At 63.0% G+C, this 23,048-nt stretch carries 19 protein-coding genes; 9 read left to right on the top strand and 10 right to left on the bottom strand.

Translation table 11 applies throughout. From position 1 onward, the window contains the following. Positions 1–1,218: 1,218 nt before the first annotated feature. From FB548_RS12665 to FB548_RS12650, 4 genes are all read left to right on the top strand, one after another. Positions 1,219–1,599, top strand: a complete 381-nt coding sequence (locus FB548_RS12665) for a helix-turn-helix transcriptional regulator (RefSeq protein ID WP_142125151.1) — start codon at positions 1,219–1,221, stop codon at positions 1,597–1,599. After that, positions 1,596–2,153: a hypothetical protein gene (locus FB548_RS12660; protein WP_221625958.1), complete on the top strand. Its 558-nt coding sequence runs from the start codon at positions 1,596–1,598 to the stop codon at positions 2,151–2,153. The genes FB548_RS12665 and FB548_RS12660 overlap by 4 nt, the downstream gene beginning before the upstream one ends. Positions 2,154–2,264: 111 nt before the next feature. After that, positions 2,265–3,431 (top strand): metallophosphoesterase, encoded by a 1,167-nt coding sequence (locus FB548_RS12655; protein ID WP_142125149.1) that lies wholly within the window; start codon positions 2,265–2,267, stop codon positions 3,429–3,431. A 189-nt stretch (positions 3,432–3,620) separates the two neighbouring features. After that, complete coding sequence (locus tag FB548_RS12650; protein WP_185742102.1) at positions 3,621–4,538, top strand: S41 family peptidase; 918 nt, start codon at positions 3,621–3,623, stop codon at positions 4,536–4,538. 300 nt (positions 4,539–4,838) lie between these two features. On the opposite strand, the gene FB548_RS12645 is transcribed toward FB548_RS12650, so the two are convergent. From FB548_RS12645 to FB548_RS12630, 4 genes are all read right to left on the bottom strand, one after another. Next, positions 4,839–5,198: a nuclear transport factor 2 family protein gene (locus FB548_RS12645; RefSeq protein WP_142125147.1), complete on the bottom strand. Its 360-nt coding sequence runs from the start codon at positions 5,196–5,198 to the stop codon at positions 4,839–4,841. A 149-nt stretch (positions 5,199–5,347) separates the two neighbouring features. Beyond that, positions 5,348–6,283, bottom strand: coding sequence for a DUF2268 domain-containing putative Zn-dependent protease (locus FB548_RS12640; protein WP_142125146.1), 936 nt, complete (start codon positions 6,281–6,283; stop codon positions 5,348–5,350). A 127-nt stretch (positions 6,284–6,410) separates the two neighbouring features. Next, on the bottom strand, positions 6,411–7,475 hold the full coding sequence (locus tag FB548_RS12635; protein ID WP_142125145.1) for a pyridoxal-phosphate dependent enzyme: 1,065 nt from the start codon (positions 7,473–7,475) through the stop codon (positions 6,411–6,413). Between the two features lie 131 nt (positions 7,476–7,606). Then, positions 7,607–8,083: an Lrp/AsnC family transcriptional regulator gene (locus FB548_RS12630; RefSeq protein ID WP_142125144.1), complete on the bottom strand. Its 477-nt coding sequence runs from the start codon at positions 8,081–8,083 to the stop codon at positions 7,607–7,609. A 113-nt stretch (positions 8,084–8,196) separates the two neighbouring features. On the opposite strand from FB548_RS12630, the gene FB548_RS12625 reads away from it, so the two are divergent. After that, a complete protein-coding gene (locus tag FB548_RS12625) occupies positions 8,197–9,654 on the top strand; it encodes a M20/M25/M40 family metallo-hydrolase (protein WP_142125464.1) in 1,458 nt (485 codons plus the stop codon). Between the two features lie 2 nt (positions 9,655–9,656). Next, positions 9,657–10,274, top strand: a complete 618-nt coding sequence (locus FB548_RS12620; RefSeq protein WP_142125143.1) for a glutathione S-transferase family protein — start codon at positions 9,657–9,659, stop codon at positions 10,272–10,274. 54 nt (positions 10,275–10,328) lie between these two features. On the opposite strand, the gene FB548_RS12615 is transcribed toward FB548_RS12620, so the two are convergent. Then, positions 10,329–11,222, bottom strand: a complete 894-nt coding sequence (locus FB548_RS12615; protein ID WP_142125142.1) for a LysR substrate-binding domain-containing protein — start codon at positions 11,220–11,222, stop codon at positions 10,329–10,331. A gap of 133 nt (positions 11,223–11,355) precedes the next feature. Here FB548_RS12615 and FB548_RS12610 point away from each other — a divergent pair, with 133 nt between their 5' ends. After that, on the top strand, positions 11,356–12,084 hold the full coding sequence (locus FB548_RS12610; protein WP_142125141.1) for a glutathione S-transferase family protein: 729 nt from the start codon (positions 11,356–11,358) through the stop codon (positions 12,082–12,084). Positions 12,085–12,279: 195 nt separating this feature from the next. Here FB548_RS12610 and FB548_RS12605 read toward each other — a convergent pair whose 3' ends face one another. From FB548_RS12605 to FB548_RS12585, 5 genes are all read right to left on the bottom strand, one after another. Then, the gene (locus FB548_RS12605; protein ID WP_142125140.1) at positions 12,280–12,783 is read right to left on the bottom strand and encodes a hypothetical protein; all 504 of its coding nucleotides are present in this window, start codon (positions 12,781–12,783) and stop codon (positions 12,280–12,282) included. 135 nt (positions 12,784–12,918) lie between these two features. Continuing rightward, a complete protein-coding gene (locus tag FB548_RS12600) occupies positions 12,919–13,236 on the bottom strand; it encodes a hypothetical protein (protein ID WP_142125139.1) in 318 nt (105 codons plus the stop codon). Between the two features lie 659 nt (positions 13,237–13,895). Continuing rightward, positions 13,896–16,664, bottom strand: coding sequence for a TonB-dependent receptor (locus tag FB548_RS12595; protein WP_142125138.1), 2,769 nt, complete (start codon positions 16,662–16,664; stop codon positions 13,896–13,898). A gap of 318 nt (positions 16,665–16,982) precedes the next feature. Beyond that, positions 16,983–17,909 (bottom strand): alpha/beta hydrolase-fold protein, encoded by a 927-nt coding sequence (locus FB548_RS12590; RefSeq protein WP_221625957.1) that lies wholly within the window; start codon positions 17,907–17,909, stop codon positions 16,983–16,985. 17 nt (positions 17,910–17,926) lie between these two features. Continuing rightward, positions 17,927–19,543: an alpha-glucosidase family protein gene (locus tag FB548_RS12585; RefSeq protein ID WP_142125137.1), complete on the bottom strand. Its 1,617-nt coding sequence runs from the start codon at positions 19,541–19,543 to the stop codon at positions 17,927–17,929. 374 nt (positions 19,544–19,917) lie between these two features. On the opposite strand from FB548_RS12585, the gene FB548_RS12580 reads away from it, so the two are divergent. Together FB548_RS12580 and FB548_RS12575 are read left to right on the top strand one after the other, a co-directional pair. After that, complete coding sequence (locus tag FB548_RS12580) at positions 19,918–21,303, top strand: MFS transporter (RefSeq protein WP_142125136.1); 1,386 nt, start codon at positions 19,918–19,920, stop codon at positions 21,301–21,303. Between the two features lie 50 nt (positions 21,304–21,353). Then, positions 21,354–22,979 carry an alpha-amylase family glycosyl hydrolase gene (locus FB548_RS12575; protein WP_221625969.1) on the top strand — a complete coding sequence of 542 codons (1,626 nt, stop codon included), beginning with the start codon at positions 21,354–21,356 and terminating at the stop codon, positions 22,977–22,979. Positions 22,980–23,048 lie beyond the last annotated feature (69 nt).

The raw sequence follows: 23,048 nt of genomic DNA, 5'->3' as shown, positions 1-23,048 counted from the left end.
GCTCGCGCCAACACCACAGGGTTTACCGCTCGTATGTACATACCTTTACTAAGATTGGTGGGCAGGTAACCACATCGAGCACGGTCCTATGCGACTGGATGATTAGCACACCCCGGTCGGAGTGCTGGGCTAGTCCTGCGTCGCGCAAGTCGGTTTTTAATCGCGCATATACCAGTCTTCCGACAGACGGTGTCCCCCTTCGCCGAGGCTCTCCGTCGACTTTGTTACAGGGGGTGAAAAAAAGGAGGAGGGTGTTATGAAATCCCTATTGATTGCCACAGTACTCTTGATGAGTGGGTTCTTCTGCGGTAGCGCAGTGGCGATAGATGGCAGGAACGCAGTGGGCGTGTGCATAGACGCCGGGCCAAAATGTGCGTGGTCTGTTAACGATAAGGGTGAAGTTGATGTCTGCACCGCGAACGGATGTTGGTACTGTCCATCCGCAACCAGTGAATGCGTGTCGGCGAGAACGACCCGACCCAAGCCATCGAATCCAGTGCGCGGTACGATTGTGAGTACGAAGATCGGATGGTATGAGGTCGGCAAAAATCCAGGAATCGATAAACTAACTCCCCCGGCCAAAAAGCCTTAACGCTTGAACTAAGCCGCGCCGCGAAGCGGCGTCGGCTTGAATGAATTGTTAGGCTTTGAGCGCGCCATACATCAGCCCTGAAAGCACGAGAACAAGGAAGATTGCCGCCGCTACGTAAAGTGGCCGAAAGCACTGATCACCGAGGACGATGAGGCGAGCATCGCCAATCTCTCTATAGGCCCGCTGGGTGACAAATCTAGTGACCGGCGCGGACAGGGACGGCTCCGCAAGGGAATCTGGCGCGCTCTTGGCCCAAATGCTTGGGTGGGCTGGGAGGCGCGGGAAGCATACTCCAGCCCTTTTGACCCTGATGTCAGCTATCGGCCAGAAGCGGACATCTACCACCGTCTGAACTAGCCGCGCCGCGAAGCGGCTTCGGCTTAAATGAATTGTTAGCCGCCACCCATGATGAATGGCTTCCAGCGTGGGTTGGCGCGTCGGATCTGACGTCCAGTCGTTGTTCAACTGAAGCCGCTGCCCGTGGGGTGGCGGCTTGTTTTATTGGTGTCGTGGACTGCGCGGCGGCACGCCATTTAACGGCCTTCGGGCAAAGGCTTGACAGGCTGGAAGGATGTAAAGCACGATACTATGCAATACATAGTAATTATGCTTTACAAGGAAAGTAGATGGAAAACGACGAACTGCAGGAGAAGTGGCAGATTCAGTTGCGCAAGGGCGCGCTGGAACTGGTGATCCTTGCGGCTCTACAGGGCGGGCCGGTCTATGGCCTGGCCCTGTTGCGCCATCTGCAGCGCTTCCCGACCATGGCCATCACCGAAGGCACGCTGTATCCGTTGCTGGATCGGCTCAAGCGCGATGAACTGTTGAGGGCCGACTGGGTGCAGGAGGGCGAAAGTCGGCCGCGCAAGTACTACCGACTGACCGCCAGGGGCGAGCAAAAGCTCGCCGCCCTCGTGCAGGCGTGGCGGCAGTCGGCCGCGGACATCGATGCCTTGCTGACCATTCCGGCCGGCGCAGAACTCCCCAAACCAAGGAAGCTGACATGACGTCTCGTCATCAGATTCATGCGTACATGCGCACGCTCCGCTCGCAGCTTGGCCGGTTGGACAAGGCTGAGGCCGATGAGGTCATCCGCGAAATCGAAAGCCATCTCCACGATGTCGTGGAGCAGGCCGAGGTGCGTGGCGAAGACCTGGAAATCGATGCGCTGCTGCAAGGCTTCGGGCCGCCGGAACTGCTGGCCGCGCAATACGTGGCCCACGTCCGTACCGGTACGCCGCCACCGGCCGGGTTCCGCGTCATCCAGCGCGTCAGGCAGACGGTGACGCATGGCTTGTACTACTCGATGGCGGCGTTCGGATACTCCATCGCGATCGCCTGCCTGCTGCTAGCGGTGGCGAAGGTGTTGCAACCGTCCCTGGTGGGCGCATGGTCAGCCAATGGTGGCAATTCGGTGGCGGTGACCTGGTCGGGATCGCCGTATCCGCAAGCAAAGGAAGTGCTGGGGTATTGGCTGGTGCCGATCGCGCTGCTGGCCTCGCTGTGGTGTGCAGTGTTGACGCGCCGGGTGCTGCGCGTGCTGCGGCGCGGATTGTCCTGACCCGATCCAATCCTTGAGGGCGGCGCGCCGCCCTTTCCCCTGATCGCGAGTGATGAATGGCGGCCTGCACGGCTGTCTGGGCCCCCTCGTCCCGAAAAAAGAGAACTGACCATGAAAACCGCGTGGACGTTCATTTGGCATTTCCTCGTCGTGCTGCTGGTGTTGGCGATCGTTGCCGCCGGCTTCGGCCTCACGCAGGGTGCCAATTTCTACTATGGAGAAACCGAAGCCGCTTACAAGGCGGGCGGCGAAGGCCCGCACGTATTCCGGCAGGGCGACCAGTGGGTGTCGCAAACGCTGCGCGGTACCGGCAAGCAGGGCTTCCGGGTGGAAGAACGACGCCACGCGCTGGCCGAACCTTTCCCGCTGATGGTGAACTTCCCGCTGGACCAGAGCCGGTTCAGCGTGCAGGCCACGCCGCAATTCGACACGCCGCCGTCCCGGTATCGGGATGCCCAGCCGATCCTGGCGATTTCCGACATCGAAGGCAATTACAAGGCGTTCCGCGATTTCCTGATCAAGTCCAAGGTGATCGATGCCGACCTGAACTGGACATTCGGGAAGCGGCACCTGGTGCTAGTCGGCGATTTCGTCGATCGCGGTTCCTCGGTGACCCAGGTGCTGTGGCTGATCTACAAGCTGGAGCAGAGCGCCGCGCAGGCAGGCGGGCAGGTGCATTACATCCTTGGCAATCACGAGATCAAGAGCCTGCAAGGTGACTTCCAGTCGGCGCACAAGAAATACTCCGGCGTCGCCGCGATCCTAGGCAGGCAGCAATCCGAACTGTTCGGCGAAGACGCGTTCCTGGGCCGCTGGCTGGCCAGCAAGAACACCGTTGAAGTCGTCAACGGCATCCTGTTCGTGCACGGCGGCTTGCATCCCGGCCTCGCGCAACGCCCCTGGTCGCTGGACGACCTCAACCGCATCGTCCGTTCGCAGTACCGCATGGTCTGGTATCCGAAACAAGCGCCCGGTAGCGAGGATTTCCTGATCGATCCCAAGACCGGACCATCGTGGTACCGCGGCTATTTCAAGGAAGATTTGAGTCAGGCGCAGGTGGAAAAAACGCTTGCGAAGTTCGATGCCAAGGCCGTCGTCGTCGGCCACACGTTGAATTGGTCGGTGAAGAAGCTGTTCGACGGCAAGGTGTTCGCCATCGACGTCAAGCATCCTTCTGACTATCGCTCCAGTATTCCGCCGCGCAGTTCCGAAGGGCTGTGGCTGGAAGGCGGCAAGGCATGGCGCGTGCTGGAAGACGGCAGCCGCGAGGCGTTGTAAGGGCCGGAGGCGGACATCTGTGCGAATCGTGAGAGTCCGGCAATTGAACTATCCGACGTGAACAAGGTCGGAGGTCGACTGGACCAACCATTCACAAGCGAGGCGGAGCGAATGCGAGGAACAGCGGTAGCGAAAATAGTTCTGGCTGCCTCGATGGCGACAGCGACAGCGACAGCGACGGCGGAGGACATGACAGCAGACCAGAAGCAGCGAGTAGTGGATCGACTCGCAGCGGAAGTGAGCCAACGCTATGTTGAAGTCGATAAGGTTCCAGACATCGAGCACGCCATTTCCGCCATCGCCAGGAGTCGGGAGCTGCGGGATGCTGCCTCCCCGGAGGCCGTTGCCGAGCTACTCACTCGCGAACTGCACCGTTTCGATCACCACTTCGGAGTCCAGTGGCGAGCTCCCGACGCGGAGACGCGCTCACCTGCGGGCGAGAGCTGGTTCGCGAAGCTGGATCGTCAGAACTCGGGGTTCAGGCGCGTAGAGATAATGGATGGGAATGTCGGCTATATCGAGTTTTGGGGATTCGACGAGGTGAACGAGCGCTCCACGGCCCGGGTGGCGCAGGCCATGGCGATGGTCGCGAGTACCGACGCATTGATCTTCGACCTACGCCAGAATGGAGGAGGAAGCGGAGATATGGTCAGGCTGATCAGCAGCTACTTGCTTCCCGGCAGAATCCATCTCAACAGCTTCTATTGGCGATCATCGGACTCGACGACGGAGTTCTGGACGCTGGATCGAATCGCCGGCGAGAAGCGGCCCAGCGTTCCTGTGTATGTGCTCACCAGCAAGGACACCTTCTCGGCAGCCGAAGAGTTCGCGTACAACCTCAAGCACCTCAATCGCGCGGAAATCGTCGGCGAAGCCACCAAGGGCGGAGCCAATCCATGGCAGTTCTACGAGCTCGGAGATGGCTTCCGGGCCGGCATACCGATTGCGAAGGCCATCAATCCGGCCACGCTCCACAACTGGGAGCACGTCGGTGTGCAGCCGGACCAGCCGGTCCCCGCAGAGGACGCGCTTGAGGTCGCGTATCGGTCGGCGCTGACTGTGCTTCAGAAGGACCAAGGACGAGCGGACCCCGCTCAGCAACGTTGATCAACCGCCATCGTTTGACGTTCCCGTCGCGCCCTACGGCCGGAGCCTGCATCAAGCGGGGCTCCGGCGACAGAATGACCGCGCAGTGACTCCGAATCTGACGACACGATTGGGCGTGAAGCCGGCAAAGACTGGTCGCAGGTGGCAGTGATGGAGGCAGTCGTGGGGAGTCGGGCCCAAGCTTGTCCGCTTCCGGCCACGAGCGGACATAAGCTTCCGATTCGCGTTATTGCGAAAGGGGATCGACACGCTACGGGCTCAAGACAGGCACTGACCGGCGGCTTCCAACCCAGCGGCCAATCACTGAGCCAAAACCGACCCTCCGACCACCCTCCAACCGGCATCAGTCTTCGCCCAGAAGCGGCAGTACCGAAAGTGGCCCGCGAACTCGGCGCCGTCGAACGTTCCAGCGAGGTCGGCAGTCACCAGCGCTACTGCTGATTGGCCGTGCGTGACCACTTCGACGGATCGCCACTCAGCCTTCGTCAACTTCTGTCGCCCAGACCTGTGAAGATCAAGATCATCGTCCTTGCCGAACACGTCACCGGAGGGACCTACAAAAATAAGCCCGTCCGCGAGCAGTGAATCCAGAGCAACCACATCGCTTGCAAGCATCGCGTCGCGCAACGCCTCCTCAAGCTTTCTAACCGTAGATTCCATGCCAACTCCTCAGGAGGCTGCTGCGCATATGGATGCGCAGGCGGAGACTACCGAATCAGTTGCAAAAGCCGCGCGATCCACATCTTAGTCAAGGAGTGCGACGAGGGCTTGCATCGCAGCATGTGCTACCGAGAATCCAAACGCCATGGTCAGCGGGTTTCCGGCAGGGTCATGCCCGGTGTCCATCCACTCGCCTCAAGGATCGCCTTCGGATCCTCCAGTTCGATGAGCTGCTTCAAAGCAGCCTTAGGATCATCCGATCCCAAATAGTATGCCTTTGCGATGCGATAGCCGACCCAGTAGCCTAGATCGTAGGGCTCAGCCGAACCAGGAAGGTAGTTGTAGACCCACTTCGACAGGTCGGTGCTGTCCATATCACGGACGAATGCCGATTCGATGTCCGTCTCCTTGCCGTTCGTCCAGCGTGTCAGACCCGGATTTCCCACGCTGCCTGACGTCAACTCCGCAATCAACTCAGCCACGCCTTCCAGCAATGACACTCTAAGTACTGTGGCATTCGGGCTCCCCTCTTCGAAGTCTGAGCCGGGTTGCTGGACATGTCCGTATTCGTGCGCGATGACGTGGACAAAACGATCCTCGAGATCGGGGTTCATGAAGTCCGCAGCGCAGAGGGCTTCCAACCCAATGTACAGGCCGTTGCGATTAGCGGTGCCAACGGGCTTCCCATGTCCTACTACGATGGCAACGGGCGGAAACCGCGCCTCCGGATAGAGATCAGCGAATGCCTTGAACGACGCAGCTAGTCGTGTCTTAACGTCAGGAAGCACTTGCATGCAGGCTCTTGCCTTTTCATAGATTGCGGGATCCTTCGCAATGCGGCCGGCAATGCTCCGCGCAGTGACGCGGCGCAGCTTGGCGAACTCGACCAAGCTGGGCGTGGCTTTGGCCATATAGTCACGCTCGAGTTGCTCGGCCGTCGGTTTTCCGGCAGTGGTGGCGTAAAGCTCATAGAAGCGAGTGACATCGTCGATGAGGATTTCCGGTCCCCTCGGTGGCTGGGCATGGGCACCGGCACTGATGAAGGCGACTGCCAAGACGGAAAGAAAACGAATCTGTCGACTCATGGAGTGGTGTTCCTCAGAATTCGGCCACGATAGTGCCAACGCATACGGCGAGGCGGTAGCACCAAAAGTCATGCGCACGAGATGCACCGCCACCCCATGCCCGCGCCGGCAGCAGCACCAATGCCCTCTAGTCCAATGTGGGATTCTGATCCTCGACTTCACCTTCGGTGTTGCAAAGCAACACAACGCTGTCCGGGTTGAGACCATACTCTCGGCGCTTTTCTGGATTTGCAGATGCCGCCAGAAATCCGGCCAGACCTGCGGCGCCCGACGGGGTCGATGCCAGTCCGGCGGTGGCGAGCGATGCGCTCGGACCCGCTTCGAGCTGCACTTCGTCGACGAGCAGCGATTGCGCGCGATGTTCCAGCAGCACGTCCAAGGCCGGTGCAGAGGCAAGTCCGCAGGACAGCATCTCGGCCGTCGTTGCAAGCGAGCCCGCTATGCGTACTGGCCGTCCTTGCTGCAATGCCTGTGCAACGCAGGCCGCATTGCGTGGCTCGACGACGACGATGCGGATGGGCGTCGGCCCGTTGATGCGAAAACCTGAGGCGACGGCCGCCGCCAGCCCCCCCACGCCCGCCTGAATGAACGCATGGGTCGGACGGATATCGCCCCGCAACGCGAACTGCGCGGTGAGTTCGTCCGTCATCCGTCCGTAACCCGTCATCACGTCCTGCACCACGGGATCTAGCGGGTCCGAAGTGGTGTCCGGAATCAGCAAGCCATCTTCATGGCTTGCCGCCGTTCGGGCGGCGAGTACCGCTTCGTCGTACGTACCTTCGACCAGGACGACACGCCCACCGACAGCCCGGATTCGCTCGACACGTACCGGACTCGCGCATGCCGGTAGATAGACCGTGGCCGACACGCCCATACGCTGCGCGGCCGAGGCAACGGCCAAGCCATGATTGCCGTCACTCGCACACACAAGGTGCGGCAAGGGCACGGAACCATCGTTTGAAGCGAGGTAGGCGTCTGCGCGCCGCTTCATTGCCTTGAACGCTGCGACCATGCCGCCGAGCACCTTGAAGTTGCCCAGCGGACGCTCCGCTTCGTTTTTGATGAAGACCTTGGAGACGCCAGTGGCTTGTGCCAACTCAGGAACTTCAAGTAGCGAAGTGGCTTGGTAGCCCTCCCAGAGATCGCCGGGATTCCAGTCGCGCTGCAGTACTGAAGAGGATGTCGTTGTCATGCCGCCAGTATGTCGACGCCTCCCGATCGGTTCCGGGCGAAAACACAGCGCGCAGCGCGGTTTCTCGGCAATTGCGTGAGCAGGGTCGGGAAAATTCCGCGAAAGACCTACGCGCGCTCCGGCAGCGCCCGCTAGTCTTCTGGTTCGGCAGGAACCGGAATGGCCAGGCCACGCTTGACCAAGCTCAGGGCGACATTGGTGGTGAAGCGCTTGACGTTGGCATTCTCACCGACCATGCGCGCCATCAGCGCGTCGTAGGTTTCAGTGTCGGGCGCGGTGATCACCAGGATGAAGTCGGCCTCGCCCGTCACGTAGAACGCTTGCTGGACGTGCGCTTGCCCGGCCAGCCAGGTCCTGAACTGCGCCAACAGTTCGGGGCGCTCGCGCTCGACCTGGACGGCGACGATGAATGACGTCGGCCGTCCCACATGCTTCGGATCGACGATCGAAATGTCGCGGATGATGGCGCCGGACTCGCGCAGCCGGCGAACGCGGCGCTGGACGGCCGACGGCGACAGGGCCACTTGCTCGGCAAGACGCTCGGCCGTCTGTGCCGCGTCCTCCTGGAGCAGATTGAGAATCTGGCGATCGAAGCGATCCAGCGTCATCGCATGATGATACGCCTTGCACTGCGCCGAAAAAAAGCGCACGAGTGCCCGCAATCGCTGCGTAACGACGCACGTCGGCACCTAGCATTCTCGCCTCCGATCAAGAGGTGATGATGGATCTCTCCGCCCTGCAAGATTTTATCGAGGACCTATGGTCCTCGCACGTCATGCCCACGCTCATGTCCTACATCGCGATTCCCTGCGAATCGCCGGCTTTCGACCCCGCCTGGGAGGCAAACGGCTACATGGAGCGGGCTGTCGAACTCATGGCGGCCTGGTCGCGAGACCAATTGACGGCGATACCCGGCGCGAGCATCGAAGTCGTGCGACTGGATTCGCGCACGCCCGTAATCTTCATCGAGATCCCTGGCGATGAGTGCGTACCGGTGCTCCTCTATGGCCACCTGGACAAGCAGCCGCCGATGGAGGGCTGGACCCATGGCCGTTCGGCATGGGTGCCGTCACTGGAAGGCGATCGACTGTATGGACGCGGCGGCGCCGATGATGGCTATGCCCTATTCAGCGCCATCACTGCCTTGCGCGCACTGCATGCGCAGGGGATCGCACTGCCACGCTGCACGATCCTGATCGAAGCATGCGAGGAGTCCGGCAGTGGGGATCTCCCTTTCCATGTCGCGCATCTGGCCGATCGCATCGGTACGCCCGCGTTGGTCGTTGCGCTCGACGCCGGCTGCGGCAATTACGACCAACTCTGGCTCACGACGTCCTTGCGTGGGCAGGTGGGCGGCACCTTGACGGTCCTCGTCTTGGACGAAGGCATCCACTCGGGCGACGGGTCCGGCGTGGTGCCGTCGAGCTTCCGCGTCGCCCGCCGGTTGCTGTCCCGGCTCGAATGCGAGGACAGCGGAGAGGTGACCGAGCAATTCCACGCACCCATCCCGGCCCCAAGCCGTCTGCAGGCCGAGAGCGCCGCCCAGGCGCTCGGGACCGGCTTCTACGAGCAACTGCCCTTGGCGCACGGCGTCAGTCCGGTCTCGCAGGACGTTGCCGAGCTGATCCTCAATCGTGCTTGGCGTCCCCAACTGGCCGTCCTTGGGATCGACGGCCTGCCAGCAGTTGCGCAGGCCCCTGCTGTCACCCAGCCCAGCACGAGCCTGAAGATCGCCTTGCGCCTGCCGCCCACCGTGGATCCGCTGGCCGCAACCGCCGTACTCAAGACGCTGCTTGAAACGGATCCCCCGTACGGCGCACATGTGGTTTTCCAGCCTCAACTGCAGTCCAAAGGCTGGCTGGCGCCCACCCTGTCGGTTTGGCTGGAACGCAGCGTGCAAGAAGCATCGATGGCGGCTTTCGGGGCACCGTCGGCGTCGATAGGGGGAGGAGGCGGCATTCCGTTTCTCTCCATGCTGGGCGAGCGCTTTCCGGACGCGCAGTTCGTCGTGACCGGCGTGCTGGGTCCCCAGTCCAATGCCCACGGGCCGAATGAATTCCTGCATGTCCCGACCGCGATCCGGCTGACCGTCGCGATGGCGCTCATATTGCGCGATACGCAGCGGCACGCTGCATCGTCAGCCAACACGATTCCTCACCAACCAGACCATCAGCCATGACAATGAAACTGCTCTACCAGACTCACTCACCGTATGCCCGCAAGACGCTCGTGTTCGCTCACGAGGCCGGCATTGCCGCCGCGCTCGAGGTCATTCACCAGGAAACCAGCCCGACGGTGAAGAACCCGGAGGTCTTTGCACGCAATCCCTTGGGCAAGGTGCCGGTGTTGTTGCGAACCGGTGCCGACGCGATCTTCGATTCGGACGTGATCTGCGCCTACTTCGACACGCTGCATGCGGGACCGCGTCTGTTCCCACAGGAGGGAGAGCCCCGCTGGCGCGCACTCCGCCTCCAGGCTGCCGCCCAAGGGTTGTGCGACGCCGGCATCGCGCTGCGCTGGGAGACGGTGCGACGCCCCGCGGAGTTGCGATACCCACCGCTACGCGACGGCTACACGGAGAAGCTCAGGGCCACCTACGACTGGCTTGAGCAGGAAATCGACGGGAACGAATCCATCCATGTGGGACATATCGCGTTGGCGACCGCCTTGAGCTGGATCGCGTTTCGCGACCTTCCGGATTTCCGCGAAGGGCATCCCCGGCTGGCCGCCTGGTTCGACGCTTTCGAGACACGCGAGTCTATGCGGAAAACGCTGCTGTCCGGCGAGACCCATGACTAGCTTCACCATCTTCCGCACGCGCAGACCTTCTAGCCGCGTTGGACGAGGCCTCGGCTAGGCCACATCCCTGAAGCACTCGACGAGAAACTCCACCGTCGCACGCACGGCGGGCAGCTGGCCCCGCCGATGCGGCATCAGCAACGTGGTCGTCACGGTGCCGGCGTTCCACTCCGGCAGCACGTGCACCAATCGCGAGGCCGCTAGCGCGTCACGACACATCCGCTCGGGCAGGCAGACGATGCCGAGCCCCGCGAGCGCGGCGGCGATGAGGACCACGGACTCGTTCGCCACCATCGCCGGTTGCGGGGAGACCTCCGCGCGTTGGCCAGGGGCGCTGGACAGCTGCCATGCACTCGCCAAAGGCGCCGTGAGCAGGCCCAGATGGTCCTGCAGCCCGGTCGGCGTCTCCGGCATCCCATGCAGTTCGATGTACCCGGGTGCTGCGACCAGGATGATCGGTTCGACCAACAACTGCCGCTGTACCAACCCCGAATCCGGAAGCGGCGCAAAATGGCTGCGCACGGCGATGTCCACGCCCTCCTGCAGGACGTCGACGAAGCGGTCGGTGACGTCGAGCTCCACCCGCACCTTCGGATACGCGCGCGCCAGGTGGGGCAAGTGCGCAGCGAGATCCAGCTGTGCGACCGGCACCGATGCGCTGATGCGCACGGTGCCGCTGGGTTCGGCCTGGCGCCGGCGAACGATGGCCTCGGCGGCCTCGGCTTCGATCAGCGCGGCGCGCGCATGCTCGTAGAAGTCCCGCCCCAGCTCGGTAAGAGTGAAGCTGCGCGAGGTACGGTGGATCAGACGCGTCGACAGCGCGTCTTCGAGCTCGGCCACGCGCTTGCTGATCGTCGACCTGGGAAGGCCAAGACGGCGCGAAGCGGCGGCAAAGCCGCCGTGTTCGACCGCCGCGGCGAAGAGCACTAGGTCGTTGAGGTTGATCATGCCCGTCGATCAAAGGCCACAGATGTGGACGATAAGTCCATTATTCGACCACTACACAGCCAAAGTCCATGAAATTACCTTGTTCGGGATGGCCACGGTTGCCGATCAATCTCCCTCTACAAGGATCCATGCGATGAAGATTCCCCGTGATAACGACCTTCCCCTGCTCTTCTACGGCGTGCCCTCGGGTTGCTCGTTCGGTTCCATTGTTGCTCTCGAATGGCTCGGCCGGCCCTACCGGCTCTGCCGCATCGAGCTGCCCGAGGTCGTCAGCAGCGACGCCTACAAGCGCATCAATCCCGTCGGCGAGACGCCGGCGATGCGGACCGCGGCAGGCGACTTCATTAGGGAGAGCCTCGCCATCCTTCACTACATCGGAGCCCAGGATCTGGATCGCGGGCTCACCTTCGCGCAGGGAACGCCGGCGTTCGATCGGCTCAACCAGGTCCTGGCGTACCTCAACACCAGTCTCTTCGATGCATACTCGCCCTTCTGGTACGCCGTCGAGCACGATCTTGAGGTCACGGAGAAGAAGGTGCTGACAGACTACGGTCGTGCCAAGGTGCGCAAGGCGCATGCCGACCTTGAAGCCATGATGGGCGATCAGCCTTGGCTGCTGGGTGAACACCGCACGCTAGCCGATGCCTACTTCATCGGGATTGCGCGCTGGAACGAGTATCAGCAGGTCGTCGATCGCCGCGACTATCCGAACCTTCAGCGCCTGTACGACCAACTGGAAGCCGACGCGGCTGTCGTCTTCGCTCACGCGATCGAACGATGTGAACCCGCGACAAGTGCGGGCGGTTTCATGGGAGAAATCGCACTCGAGAAGGTACTGGAGGAGCTTTCATGCATGGCGTGATGCACGATAGGCACTAGCTTCGCGGACTCGTCAACGTGCGTGATTGTCCTGACGACTTGATCGTGTCCGGGACCTAGCAACAGATTCTCGCGCATGATCGACTGGCGAGTGCTCTCGGCTTACCGCTTTGAAGCCGAGAGCTTAGAGAGATGATGTCCGCTTCGGGTCGGAAGCGGACGGGCCGGCGGGATACCGTCAGGGCGTGGAGCCCGTCTGCCTCGGTGTGGATGAGCGGAACGTCGGCCGCGGCGGATCGGGATGGAAGTACTGGATCGATTTTCCGTCGTAGCGGAACTGGACGCCGCTGAAGTCCACCAGGCCCATCAGCAGCTCCTCGACGACGATCCTCAGCTCCGCTTCCAGGTCTTCAAGTTGGCCTCCGGCGTACCTGGGGACATATCCGCGGCTCAGATCCACGATCACTCGCTTGCTGGAGTGGTCGAATCTGACGTGCGCGGATACGTCCTTGCTCTGTCCTTCGATCCGCTTCTGCCGGTTGACCCGCGCCTGCACCTCTTCGGTCAGCTGCCGCTCGATCTCGAGGCGATCGGCCGCCGGAATCATGGCGGCGATAGGCGCTGGCGCTGCTGTCGGCGTCGGTGTCGCAGCGACTGCGACTGCGAATGCGGTGCAGAGCAGAAGGCCCAACGCACTCTGGCAGACCGCTTTTGCCGATGACGTTTTGGAGATGCTTTCCACGCCGCTCACCTTCGATGGTCCGCATGCGGAGCAAGCAGCCTGTAGAGGTAAACGTGCTTAGTCAAACCATAAGACTGGCGTGTCGGCTGTCGGCCAGAAGCGGACATCTCGGAGTCCGCTTTAGAGAAATCCAACCTAGGCCTCCTCTTCGATAGCACCGGTCGTAGGGCCCCCAACTACCGAGCTCTTCTGAGAATCCAGTACGGCTTGCGCTATCAACTGCACGCGACCGGGAAGCCGGGAAAGAAGCTCGTGATTAACACTACCTCTCTTCAACCAAATACTTGCCAAAGCCTCGCCACAGTCTTCGACCAGATCCTCGTCCTCTGCTGAATCACATGCGACATGGAACAGCGCGCGCTCAGCATCATCATCGAAGTACTCACCCAGATACTTGGCGCAGTCAAGACGGTCGCCATACGGTGCCGAGCCATCCAGCAAAATGCCGATCATGGCGACCCTGTCCCCAACTACTTTTCCAAATACACCCATAGGAATTCGTCCTGATGCCAGCCCGTAGCACGATGGGCTAGCCCCTTGATATGACTTGATCTTAGGGCGATCGGTGCGGGCAAACAAGCCGCCTCGGCGACGTGAAGCGAGCGTACGATGTCCTCGCTCGATCTCCTCTTGGGCAAACCTCATGGGGCGAACTGACTGCAACCAGTTCTACTGCAGGATGCCCGCTATGGGTCGGTAACAGACATCAGACACCCTCTCTACCAACGAACCCGAAAAGGGACGACGGACGTCAGCCATCAACTGGATACGGGCCTCACGACCACCTTCATGCCAAATCCCCATCACGCTCGCATGCGTCCGCCAAGTTCTACCTTAGCTTCCCTGCCGCTCAGATCGGTACCCCAAACCGACTAAGAGCAGTCATCGCTGATGATTTGAAAGGACTTAGCCTTACACGGCTCAATGGTTGGGCGTCGTTTGCAATGCCAAGGTCGCGAGTTCGATCCTCCCAGGCTCCACCAAGCATCCTAAAGGCCAAGCGTATGCCTGGCCTTTATTTGTCGGTCCTGCAGCGCCGGTCTTGCCCCCGCCCAAATAAAAAGCCCGCCGGCACGGGGCCGACGGGCTGGGAGAGCAAAGTATCGCGTGAATCAGAACTTGTAGCTGACGCCCAGCAGGTAGCTGCGGCCCCACTCGACGTATTCCAGCGGACGGTCCTTGGTGCCGGCGTAGGTCTGGTAGGCCTCGTCGGTCAGGTTGCTGGCCTGGAACAGCACGCTCAGGCCGCCGAGCGCATGCCCGTCCGGGAACGAGTAGCTGACCTGCGCGTCGGTGATGTTCTCGCCGACCACGTAGCGCAGCGTGCGGTTACCGTTGAAGTTGCCGATCTCACCGATGAAGTCCGAACGCCGACGCTGGTTGATGCGCGCCTCGAAGCCGTTCTTCTCGAAGTACACCGTCAGGTTGTAGACCCGCTTGGACAGGCCCGGCAGATCGATGTCGCCCGCGCCCACGCTGGACGCACTCTCCGGGTCGCGGATCTGGATGTTGCTGTCGTTGAACGTGGCGCTGGCCACCGCACCGAAGCCCTCCAGCGCATCACTGAACATGTCGAACGGCAGCGACGCCGACAGCTCCAGCCCCTGCAGCGTGCCACCATCGCCGTTCACCGGCCGCGAGTAACTGCCTGTCGGGTTGACGCCGACGCCCGGGAAGTTCGGGTGCGGCGGGATGTCGGACGTGTAAGCGGACAGATCGTAGAACGGATCGGTCTGGGTATAGATGTAGGTCTGCAGGTCCTTGTAGAAATAGGCCGCCGCGACATACGCCTTGGTGCCGAAGTACTTCTCGTAGGACACGTCGAACGCATACGCCCGCCACGGATCCAGCAGCGGATTGCCGCCGCTGGCGAAGCTGTTGCGCAGGCCGGTGCCGTTGTTCTGGTCCGGACCGTCGGACGCCGTGACTTCCAGCGAGGCGCGCAGCTGGTCCACGCGCGGGCGCGCCACCTGCTTGGCCAACGCGACACGCAGGGTCTGGTCGTTGTCGAAACCGAACGCCAGGTTCATGCTCGGCAGCACGTCGGTGAAGGTCTTGCCCATGTGGATGGGCTGCGGATTGCTGCCACCACTGAGCCTGATCGCGTCGGAAGCCTGGTCGACGTGCTGGACCTGCACACCGGCGTTGCCGCGCACGCTGACGCCGCCCCACTCGGTGTCGATGTTGCCGCGCACGTAGGCTGTGGTGGTCTTCTCACGCACATCCCAGGCCTTGGCGACGAGATACGGGAACGCGCTGTCGCTCGGCTCGAAGGTCATATAGCGCGCCACGGCTGCGGGCACGTTCCAGGACGGGATGTAGCCGATGCCCGCGAAGCTGAGGTCGACCGGGCGGTACTGCAGGTCTGACCCGATCGTCGTGATGCCCTGCGCGCCGAGGTTGATGTTGGCCTCGGGCTGACGCTTGTTCTTCTCGCGGTCGGCGTAGTTCAGGCCGACATCGATGTCGGTCATCCAGGACAGGAACCCGGGTGCCGGCAGGGACGCGGCCAGCTTGCCCGTGCGGAGTTCATCGACCACGCTCGGCACCTTGCCGTAGCCCGAGCCGTAGATCGTGCCGGTCAGGTACAGCGACTCCGGATTCGAATAGTCGCGCCCGGGATTGATCTGCGAGAACCCGTTGTTCCTGAGCTGCAACTGCAGCGTGTCCAGCTGCGGCGCCGGCAGCATCTGCGTGTTGTTCTCGAGGTTGAGCTCGTCACGCTTGGCTCGGGACCAGCCCACGTCGGCGATGATGCGCACCTGGCCGGTCGTGAACTCGTTGTTCCAACCGAAGGCGTTGATCTCGTCTTCGCGACGGTTGTACATGCCGCGCACCAGCGGGTACACGTTGCCGACGGTGCCGCCCGTGAAGGTGTTGTCGCCGTTGATGACGGGATTGGTGACGTCCAGACGACCATAGCCACCGTTGTAGTCGCCGATATGCACTTCGAACTGGTTGGCCGTATCGACCTGCTCGGCTTCAGAATGGAACAGGTCCAGCGTGCTGGTCCACGCATTCGACGGACGGAACTGCACCGTGGCCATCACGCCATCACGCTTGGTTTCGCCGGTACGGCGCAACGCCTTGATGCCGTCGGAATAGAACGTGCCGGCCGGCACGCCCGGGCGCCAGTTGTCGCCGATGGCCTGCCAGGGCTCGTACAGGCCCACCTGGTTTTCCTGGATCGGCGTGGTGGTGTGCGAATACCCGATCGAGAAGCCGAAGGTGCGCGCTTCATTCTGGGTGATGTAGCTGGCGTTGATGCGCTCGCCGTAGGCGGACGCATCGGCCGCCGCGCCGAGTGAATTGCGCTGGCCGCGGACGCCGACGGCGCCCACCGGCGCATCGAAGCTCAACGGGCGCACGGTCTGCATGTCGATGGTGCCCGACAGGCCCTGGCCGATGAGGCCGGCATCGGGCGTCTTGTATACCGTCACGCCGCCAACCAGCTCGGACGGATACTGGTCGAACTCGACGCTGCGGTTGTCACCGGTGCTGACCATCTCGCGACCGTTGAGCAGCGTGGTGGAGAAATCGGGCGACAGGCCGCGGACGCTGATCACCTGCGCACGACCCGCGACGCGCTGTGCGGCCAGACCAGGCAGGCGGCCGATGGATTCGCCGATGCTGACATCCGGCAGCTTGCCGATGTCTTCGGCGGATACCGCCTCGACGATGGAGGTGGAATCGCGCTTGACCGAAATCGCGCTCTCGATGCCGCGGCGGATGCCCGTCACCACCACCGTTTCCAGCTCGGTGGCATCGGTCGATTGCGTCTGTTCGTCGACGGTTTCGGCGGTCTGGGCCTGTACGCCCGTCGCGGTGAGCGCGATGGCGGACGCCAACGCCGCGCTCAGCAGGTTGCGCTTGAGTTGCATGTTCCCCTCTCCAAGGACGTTGTATGCGATGAACCGGGTGCGTCGCACGATGCGATCGCCCGGGTCTGCCACGCCAGGGGCAAGTGCCCCGAAACGTGCGGCAATGGTAGTGGCGCACGCAGCTGCACAATCCGCGCTGCATACGTATTCATGCATATTCCACGCATTGGCGTAACACGGGTTCCGTGGGCGCGGACGACCACGCGCTCGCATGATGCAAGGCATCGTCACGGTCGTTCAGGCAACAGGTCGCCGCGCGCGGAGCGCGATCATGCGCACGCGCGTGGGCGATCGGACGCGCGCGGGAGTACGCTGCTTTCAGGGTCGCAGCAGGAAGCCCAGCGGCACTTCGATGCGATCCCGCCAGGCCGCTTCGTTGTGGGTCGCGCCCAGGTAACGGTGGCTCAGGAAATCCTTGCCGGGACGATATCCACGCGTCCGCATCACGCTGTCGACACGCTGCTGGTAGGGCTCGTAGATCGCGTCGATGGCTTCGGTGCCGTAGTCGAAGTAGAAGCGGTTGCCGCCGGGCGCAGGCAGGTGCTTCGCCAGGTAGCCTTCGACGATACCGCCGGCGATCGGCCAGTGCGTGGACACGCACCCTGCCCCGCCGAACACCTGCGGGTACTCCAGCACCGCATACGCGGAAATCAGGCCGCCCATGCTGGACCCCATCACGAACGTGTCCGCCGGGCCGGTGAGCGTGCGGTACTGCGCATCGATGAACGGCTTCAGCTCGGTGACGAGGAAGGCCAGGTAATCGTCCGCGACGATCTCGGCCGTCGGAAACGGCGGATCACCTGGCGTGGGGATGAACGTTTCGCCATCGATGGTCTTGCGCGGCATGTATTCCTGCAGGCGCTTGGGCGTGTTCCACACCGCGACGACGATGGCGGCGCGCGCATGCCCGTTTGCGATCAGGCGCGTCATCGCCTCGTCCACGCCCCAGTCCACGTGGGTGTAGGACGTCGACGGGTCGAACACGTTCTGGCCGTCGTGCATGTAGAGCACGGGATAACGCGTGCCTTCCGCTTCCGTGTAGCCGGGCGGCAGCCAGACGTCCACGTTCCTCGCCGCGACATGGCGGGAAGGGAGCTGCGCGTGGCGCAGCAGCGTGCCGGTGACGCCCTCGCCGGTCACCGCCTGCGCCGCCACGACCGAGTCTGCGTGCTCCCGTGCCTGCGTGATGAACGATGCGGCCACCAGCAACAGCGTGATCCCGATCCTGCCCAGGCACATGTCCATCTTTGCGTCCCGTTGTTTCAGTCGATGAGGGCGTAGTACACGCCGCGGGGCGGAAGCACGAGCCCGCCATCCTGCAGGATGCCGGACGGCAGGCCGTGGCTTTCCACCGCGCGCGGCACGATGCTTCCCGGCAATGCCCACGAGACCTCCTGCGACGACAGGTTGAACACCACCAGCATCGCGGCGCCTCCGGTCTCGCGCACGAAGGCAAGCACCGGCTCGGGGGCATCCAGGAAGCGGATGCTGCCCACGCGTAATGCGGGCTGGCTGCGTCGCCACGCGAGGAAGCGCCGCACCTGGTTGAGGATGGAGCCGGCATCGGCTTCCTGCGCGGCGACATTGATCGCGCGATGTTCCGCGGGGATCGGCAACCACGGATTACCGTGGCTGAAGCCGGCCTGCTCGCCATCGTTCCATGGCATCGGCGTACGGCACCCATCGCGGCCCTTGAAGTTCGGCCAGAACGTCTTGCCGTAGGGATCCTGCAGCGCTTCGTAGGGCACATCGGCTTCGGGGAGCCCCAGTTCTTCACCCTGGTACAGGCAGACCGAGCCACGCAGCGAACACACCAGGGCGACCAGCTGCGCTGCCAGGGCCGGCGACGCATCGCCGTTGCCCCAGCGCGTGACCGCACGCTGCACGTCGTGGTTGGAGACCGCCCAGCACGGCCAGCCTTCGACCATCGCGGCTTCCAGCCGCTCGACCGTGTCGCGGATGTAACCGGCGCTGCCGTCATCGGTCAGCAGTTCGAAGCTGTAACCCATGTGCAGGCGCTGGTCGCTGACGTACTCGGCGGTGGTGGCCAGCGAGTCCTCCGACGAGATTTCGCCCAGCGCGGCCGCGTCGGGATACTTGTCCAGCAACCCACGCAGGCGCTCCAGGAACGGGATGTTCTCCGGCTGCGTGTTGTTGAAATAGTGGTACTGGTACGCGTACGGATTGTCGGGGCTGAAGCCGCGCCCGACCCGCTTCTCTTTCGGCTTGGGCGGGTTGTCGCGTAACTGCGCGTCGTGGAAGCAGAAGTTGATCGCATCCAGCCGCAGGCCGTCCACGCCCTTGTCGAGCCAGAACTGCACATTGTCCAACGTGGCCTGCTGCACGGCCGGGTTGTGGAAATTCAGGTCCGGCTGGCTGGCCAGGAAGTTGTGCAGGTAGTACTGCTCGCGGCGCGGCTCCCAGCGCCAGGCCACGCCACCGAACAGCGACATCCAGTTGTTCGGCGGGGTGCCGTCTTCCTTCGGATCGGCCCACACGTACCAGTCGGCCTTGGGATTGTCGCGGCTCTCGCGGCTCTCCTTGAACCAGGCATGGTCGACCGAGCAGTGGCTAAGCACCTGGTCGATCATCACCTTGACGCCCAGCGAGTGCGCCTTGGCGAGCAGGCGATCGAAATCGGCCAACGTGCCGAACAGCGGGTCCACGTCGCGGTAGTCGGCGATGTCGTAGCCGAAGTCCGCCATCGGCGACTTGAAGAACGGCGAGATCCAGATGGCGTCCACGCCCAGGCCGGCGATGTAGTCGAGCTTCTCGACGATGCCCGGCAGGTCGCCCACGCCATCCCCGTTGGTGTCCAGGAAGCTGCGGGGGTAGATCTGGTAGATCACCGCGCCACGCCACCAGTTGTTCTTCGTCATCGATGCACCCGTCCGCAATGCGCGGCGCCCCCATCCGGGGCGCTCGGCGGGCGCCACTATTCCACGAGCCACTGGCATGTGTGAGCGGAGGTCGTCATGGGTGTGCATGAATACGTATGCAGATGATCGGCCCGAGCCACGCGGCTCCGATCACTCCGGTGATGGTTGATCGTGCATTCGATCGCGCGAAACGCAGGTGTGCCAACGCTTTCCTTCGCTGCAACGCGCCGTGGCGGCGCTCCGGCGCAGGCGTCTTCGCGCATCGGCATTGTTTGCGGTGCAGCATGGAATCGGACGCACATGTCGGCAAGATGCCGCGACGCTCGCCATCGGGTGCGCGCACTCCGACCGCACCGCACCGCCAGGGATACCGAATGACCGCCAAGCCCCGCCTGTCCTTCTGGCAGATCTGGAACATGTCGTTCGGCTTCCTCGGCATCCAGTTCGGTTTCGCGCTGCAGGGCGGCTTCATGTCCCGCATATTCCAGACATTGGGCGCGGAGAAGGACGCGTTGCCACTGCTATGGATCGCCGCACCGCTGACCGGCCTGCTGGTGCAGCCGGTGATCGGCTATCTGAGCGACCGCACCTGGCATCCGCGCCTGGGGCGCCGCCGCCCGTTCTTCCTCATCGGTGCCATCCTCAGCTCCATCGCGCTGGTGTTCATGCCGCACTCGCCCACGCTGTGGATCGCGGCAGGCCTGCTGTGGGTACTGGATGCCAGCATCAACATCAGCATGGAACCGTTCCGTGCGCTGGTGGCCGACAAGCTGCCGGAAGAGCAGCGCTCTTACGGATTCGTGCTGCAGACGCTGATCATCGGCGTGGGCACCTGGGTGGCCAGCAACCTGCCGTGGTTCATCACCCAGCTCGGCGTGCCGAACGAAGCCGGCCCCGGCGTGGTGCCGCCTTCGGTGAAGGTGGCGTTCGCGATCGGCGCATTCGTGTTCATGGCCAGCATCCTGGTGACCATCTTCACCACGCCCGAATACCCGCCTGAAGACCTGCAGCGCTTCCGCGAGGAACAAAAACGGCGCGGCAACTTCGCCGGCGAGATCGTCCACCACGTCGTCCACATGCCCGCGCAGATGCTGAGGCTCGGCCTGGTGCAGTTCTTCAGCTGGCTGGCGTTCTTCGCCATGTGGAGCATGGCCACACCCGGCCTGACCGAGCACGTGTTCAAGGCGCCCGCACCCGATCCCGCCGCCTTCGACATGGCGGTGCCAGCGCAAGCTGCGGCCTTCCAGTCGACCAATGCCGCGTTCCAGAATGCGGCGGACCTGGTGGGTTCGTACATGGGCTACTACGGGCTGTCGTCGATGCTGGTCGCCTTGCTGCTGAGCTTCTATGCGGCGCGCTTCCCGCTCAACCGCAAGGCGGTGCATGCCGGCTCGCTGGTGCTGGGCGGCATTGGCTTCCTGTCGATGTGGTTCGTGCCGCATCCGGCCTGGCTGATCGGCTCGTTCGCGCTGGTCGGCGTGGCGTGGGCCAGCATCCTGTCGATGCCGTACGCCCTGCTGTCCAGCCATGTGCCGGCGGAAAAGATGGGCATCTACATGGGCATCTTCAACATGTTCATCGTGGTGCCGCAGATCGTGGCCGCCACGCTGCTCGGGCCTTCGTTGCGCACCTTCTTCGCGAACGAGTCCGTGTTCGCGCTGGTCATCAGCGGCACCAGCCTGCTGCTGGCCGCTGCCGCCCTTGTCTTCGTGCGCGAGCCCGCGCACAGCCCCGCTCCCCTTTCCTCGCAGGCCCATTGATGAAGCACGCCCGCCGCTCCCTCGCCATCGCGCTGGCCTCCATGGTCGGCATGCCCGGCGTCGCGCTCGCAGCCGACGCCTTCTACGGCACCACCGAACCCTTCGCGAAGGAAGCCGTGTACTTCGTGCTGACGGACCGCTTCGTCAATGGTGATCCGTCGAACGATCATCGCGACCAGGGCGGGAAGAACCCGACGTTCGATCGTCCTACGCCGGGCGCGCCGGCAGGCCAGACCGACAACGTCGGCTACCTCGGCGGCGACTTCAGGGGCGTGCTGGACAACGCCGGCTACATCCGCGACCTCGGCTTCACCTCGGTGTGGATCACGCCGATCATCGACAACCCGGACGAAGCCTTCACCGGCGGCGAGGAAGTGAAGTGGGCTGGCATGTTCACCGACCGCGGCAAGACCGGCTACCACGGCTACTGGGGCATCAATTTCTACAGGCTGGACGAACACCTGCCGAGCGAAGGGCTGGATTTCGCCGGTTTCACCCGCGCCATGAAGGAGCAGAAGCTCGACGTGGTGCTGGACATCGTCGGCAACCACGGCTCGCCAGCCTATTCGATGCCGAAGATGCAGCCGCAGTACGGCAAGATCTGGGACCAGAACGGTAAACTGATCGCCGACCATCAGAACCTCGACCCCGACAGGCTGGACCCGCGCCGCAAGCCGATGCACGCGTTCTACAACACCGGCGGTGGTTTGGCGCAGCTGTCCGACTTCAACGAAAACAACCCGGTCGTCATGGAATACCTGGTCGGCGCCTACGAGCAGTGGATCGACCAGGGCGCGGCCGCGTTCCGCGTGGACACCATCGCCTGGATGCCGCATGCGTTCTGGAAGGAATTCGCCGACCGCATGCGTGCGAAGAAGCCGGGCTTCTTCATGTTCGGCGAGAACTTCAACTACGACGCCGCCAGCATCGCCGGCCACACCTGGGCACGCAACGGCAGCTACAGCGTGCTGGACTTCCCGCTGAAGGGGAAGCTGACGGAGGTATTCGAGAAACCCGGCACCAGCTATGAGGAGATCGGCAAAGCGCTGTATCTGGAAGATGGTCCGTACGCGAACCCGTACGACCTGATGACGTTCTACGACAACCACGACATGGCACGCATGAATGCCACGGACGAAGGCTTCATCGATGCGCACAACTGGCTGTTCACCGCACGCGGCATCCCGGTGATCTACTACGGCTCGGAAGCCGGCTTCGAACGCGGCCATGCGGAACATGCCGGCAACCGCAACTACTTCGGCCAGGAACGCATCGATGCCGCGCCGCAGAGCCCGATTTTCGCGCCCTTGAAGCGCATCGCCCAGCTGCGCCGCGACACGCCGGCCCTGCAGCGCGGCCTCCAGCTCAACGTGCGCATGAAGGGCGACCAGGCGATCTTCTACCGCGTACTGCAGCACGAAGGCACCACCCAGACCGCACTGGTGCTGCTGAACAAGGCGGATACGCCGGCGAAGCTGTCGGTATCCGATCACCTGCAGGCCGGCACCTGGCGCGATGCGTTCACCGGCAAAACCCAACGGGTGCGCAACCGCCTGCAAGCCGAGGTGCCGGCGCACGGCGTGCGTGTGTTCCTGCTGGACGCGCCGATCACCCGCGCCGATACGCGCGCGCGGCTGGCGGAACTGATGGCACGCAAAGCGCCCAAGGCGGATTGAAGTCAGCGCCTTCTGTAGGAGCGACGTCAGTCGCGACCGCAGACCTTGGGTCCGCATCGGCGCAGGGTC

The sequence above is a fragment of the Pseudoxanthomonas sp. 3HH-4 genome (assembly GCF_006716465.1).
In the GTDB taxonomy this organism is placed as follows: Bacteria; Pseudomonadota; Gammaproteobacteria; order Xanthomonadales; family Xanthomonadaceae; genus Pseudoxanthomonas_A.
The sequence above is the reverse complement of the archived record's forward strand: the minus strand, read 5'-3'. Positions and strand labels throughout refer to the sequence as shown.